We start from the raw sequence: 529 nt of genomic DNA, 5'->3' as shown, positions 1-529 counted from the left end.
CGTTTGGTGGCGATAGCGGAAGGGTTCCACGCGTACCCATACCGAACACGACCGTTAAGCCTTCCAGCGCCGATGGTACTTGGACCGAAGGGTCCCGGGAGAGTAGGACGTCGCCAAGCGTATTTTATATGGGCCCTTAGCTCAGCTGGGAGAGCGCCTGCCTTGCACGCAGGAGGTCAGGGGTTCGATCCCCCTTGGCTCCACCATAAACTTTCATGTCACTTCCATAAATTGCAGGTTGAACTGCAAGATATCATGTGGTATGATAATCTTCCGGTCGAAAGACTGGGGTTGATCCTTGAAAACTAGATAACGAAACGAATTTGCGCAATTAGAAATATCCTTCTCTAACGACTTGTGTCAAGTGATTGACCAAGAAGTAAAGAGTAGCATAGAGCGGAATATTTGCATGATGAACGACTTTTGGTAACAAGGGAAGAGAATCAGGCAAATATGAAGCGATGGTTAAGCTACTAAGAGCACACGGAGGATGCCTAGGCGCTAGGAGCCGAAGAAGGACGTGGCGAAC

1 tRNA gene and 1 rRNA gene are annotated in these 529 nt (G+C 49.3%); both read left to right on the top strand.

Annotation, left to right across the window (positions count from 1 at the left end):
* Window positions 1-2 precede the first annotated feature (2 nt).
* Window positions 3-119, top strand: a 5S ribosomal RNA gene (rrf, locus tag ACPV3A_RS37780).
* An 11-nt stretch (window positions 120-130) separates the two neighbouring features.
* Window positions 131-206: transfer RNA gene (locus ACPV3A_RS37775), tRNA-Ala, on the top strand.
* Window positions 207-529: the final 323 nt, after the last annotated feature.

Origin of the sequence: Paenibacillus sp. Dod16, from assembly GCF_049893405.1 — a bacterium.
Taxonomy (GTDB): domain Bacteria; phylum Bacillota; class Bacilli; order Paenibacillales; family Paenibacillaceae; genus Paenibacillus_AQ.
This window is presented reverse-complemented; position numbering and strand designations above follow the sequence as displayed.